The organism is Catenibacterium sp. co_0103 (assembly GCF_004168205.1).
Classification (GTDB): Bacteria; Bacillota_I; Bacilli_A; order Erysipelotrichales; family Coprobacillaceae; genus Catenibacterium; species Catenibacterium mitsuoka_A.
This window is the reverse complement of record NZ_RCYB01000155.1, coordinates 1-2854: the sequence shown is the minus strand read 5'-3', so window position 1 is coordinate 2854 and position 2854 is coordinate 1. Positions and strand designations below refer to the sequence as shown.

Here is a 2854-nt window from a genome sequence, read left to right as displayed (position 1 = left end):
AAGAAATAAGGGGTGAGATTCACCCCTTACTGCGTGATAATTAAAATTTAGGAAACCCCTAGTTATTTTAAATTACCTTAGTATTTAACCTGTGAATAGATGTTGTATTTACTTAGTTTTTCAGTAGCTTTTAATTCTTCTAATTCAATCACAAATTCCATACCTACAACTTCTCCACCCATTTCTTCAATAAGTGCAGCAGCAGCTTCTACGGTACCACCAGTTGCAAGCAAATCATCAACGATTAATACTTTCATACCTGGCTTAATACTGTCTTTATGCATGAAGATTTCATTTGATCCATATTCTAAATCATACTTCTTGCTGACAGTTTCTCTAGGTAACTTACCTGGCTTTCTGATTGGTACAAAGCCACATCCTAATTCTAAAGCAACAGGACATCCAAAGATAAACCCTCTTGATTCAGGGCCTACAACTACGTCAACCCCTAAATCCTTTGCATGTGCTGCTAAATCATCAATACAAGCTTTGAATGCATCCTTATCTTCTAATAAAGGTGTTACATCTCTGAAGATAATTCCTTCCTTTGGAAATCCTGGAATAGATGCAATATGCTGTTTAAAATCCATAACGAATCCTCCTATACAATATTATTATATCATCACAAAACAATGAATAACATAAAATCTTAAAAATAAATCCTTACAGATTAACTAAATTATAAGATATCCTCAACAATAAAGTTAATAGATTTATTACCTCTAAAGACATTGATAGATAACGTACCAACTAGAGTCATAGAATCTTTATGAACAAGTTCATCATATAATTGTCCTTTATTAAAAGCAAGGGCAGAGACCTGATTATCTCCTAAATGAAACTTTAAATGTTTTCCTTCAGATAAACGGTCTACTTGATGACATGATACATCTTCTAGAATAAATAATGGTGCTTTGTTTTCTTCACCAAAAGGGGCAAGTAAATCAAGTGACTCAACATTAGAAATTGTTGTATCTGTGAGTGTAATAGGAATAACTGACTCACTGGCTTCAAAATGGCATCCTTTTATATCATTCATAAGGGCATCATAGACTAAAGGATAGTTAGACTTAGTAATAGTAAAGCCTCCTGCTTTTGCATGACCTCCATATTGCACAAAAAGATCTTCATGATGAGTAAAGAAATTATAAATATTAAAGCCATCAATTCCTCTTGCACTTCCTTTATATATTTCTTCTTTAGGATTATAATGCATGACAAAGGCTGGCTGTTCATATTCTCTTGTATATTTACCTGCCACTAGACCTACTAATCCTTCATGCATATTTTCTGAGCCATAAAATAAGCAAGGTGAAGATGTATCAGTCACTGCTTCTTTATATAAAGAAGTGGTTAATGATTGTCTTTTAGAGTTGATTTTAGATGCATAATTAGAAATCTTTTCTTGGTAGGCCGGGTCTGCTTCTTTTAAGAAATATTTAACTAAATATACAGGATTCACTAGTTCTGGTAAGCGTCCAAAGGCATTAATACGGGGAGCTATTGTGAAACCTATAGTTGTGGCATTATAGTCTCTACTCCCTTTTAATAGTTCTAAAGAGGGGTATTTATATTGCTTCATAAACTGTAAACCACGTCTTACTAAACTTCTATTTTCATCTAGTAATGGCATCATGTCAGATATAGTTGTAATAGAAGCTAGAGTAAATAAATAAGGGTCATGATGCTTTAAAAGAGCTGCTGCAAGCTTATAGGCAATAAAACCACCACATATCTCTTTAAATGGATATTTAGGAGACATTTTAGTATGAATGATTGAATAAGCAACTGGTACTTCACCATCAAAGGCATGATGATCAGTGATAATAACATCAATACCTAATTCTCCTGCTTTTTCTACTGCATCAAATGCTTTGATTCCATTATCTACAGTAATAATGAGAGAGTAGCCCTTCTCTGCCATCTGTTCTACTCTTGTTGTATTAAGCCCATAACCATCAGTAAAGCGATTAGGAATATGATATCCAACTTCTACTCCTCTTTCATGAAAAGCTTGTACAAGAATAGTGGTTGCTAGAATACCATCACAGTCATAATCTCCATAAATACAGATTTTTTCTTTATTTGCGATTGCTTCTTCAATACGTTCTAATGTTTCATCTGCTTCTTCAAATAAAGAAAAATCATGATAAATAAGATGAGGATCCATAAAGGATTTAAATTGTTTTTGATCTATTTTTTTACTTTCTATTACTTTAGCCATCAAAGAATTAACACCATAAGTCTGTATAATTTCATTAGTATGACTTAGTTTTATCGTTTTATATTTCATAATTAACCTCTTAAAAAATTACTACCTATTCATCTTAAACAATATAGAGATGAAAGTCAAAATAAGTGTTCTAATCAAAAAGTGGCTTTTAGGCCACTTTTAATAGAAATAATAAGTTATTTCATGATCAGACTCTGAAAGTCTGCTAAGTTTTTAGTTTCTGCTTCCTTAATGACTTTAGCTTGTAGATATTCAAAAATTGTAGAGAACTGTAAAGACATAATATCATCAATCATATCACAAAAAGTAATAGCGATTTTATTTCTCCATACTACGTTTCTGAGATAATCTTCAATTTCTGCTGCAACAATCTTTTCTACGCCATCCTTCTGAAACTCATAGGCTTTTGCTTGAAGGATAAATACAACTTCATCAGGAAGCGGTTTTGATAAATCTATATCCATATTCTTACGCTCCCACGAATACTCATTATATAAGAATTGTGAGGCGATGAAAAGACTTAATTATGATTTTGTAGTGACATATCTGATTCCAATGTGATAATGTCTCAATGTATCCAAGTTGATAATGTCCCAATTGGGACATTATCAACTTGCCGTG

The 2854-nt window shown here is 32.4% G+C and carries 3 protein-coding genes; all 3 read right to left on the bottom strand.

Going from position 1 to position 2854, the window contains the following annotated elements:
* Positions 1-77: 77 nt before the first annotated feature.
* A complete protein-coding gene (locus EAI80_RS12635; RefSeq protein ID WP_117459774.1) occupies positions 78-590 on the bottom strand; it encodes an adenine phosphoribosyltransferase in 513 nt (170 codons plus the stop codon).
* Between the two features lie 89 nt (positions 591-679).
* Complete coding sequence (gene recJ / locus EAI80_RS12630; protein WP_129982320.1) at positions 680-2293, bottom strand: single-stranded-DNA-specific exonuclease RecJ; 1614 nt, start codon at positions 2291-2293, stop codon at positions 680-682.
* A gap of 116 nt (positions 2294-2409) precedes the next feature.
* Positions 2410-2697: a post-transcriptional regulator gene (locus EAI80_RS12625; RefSeq protein WP_117459770.1), complete on the bottom strand. Its 288-nt coding sequence runs from the start codon at positions 2695-2697 to the stop codon at positions 2410-2412.
* Between the last annotated feature and the right edge of the window lie 157 nt (positions 2698-2854).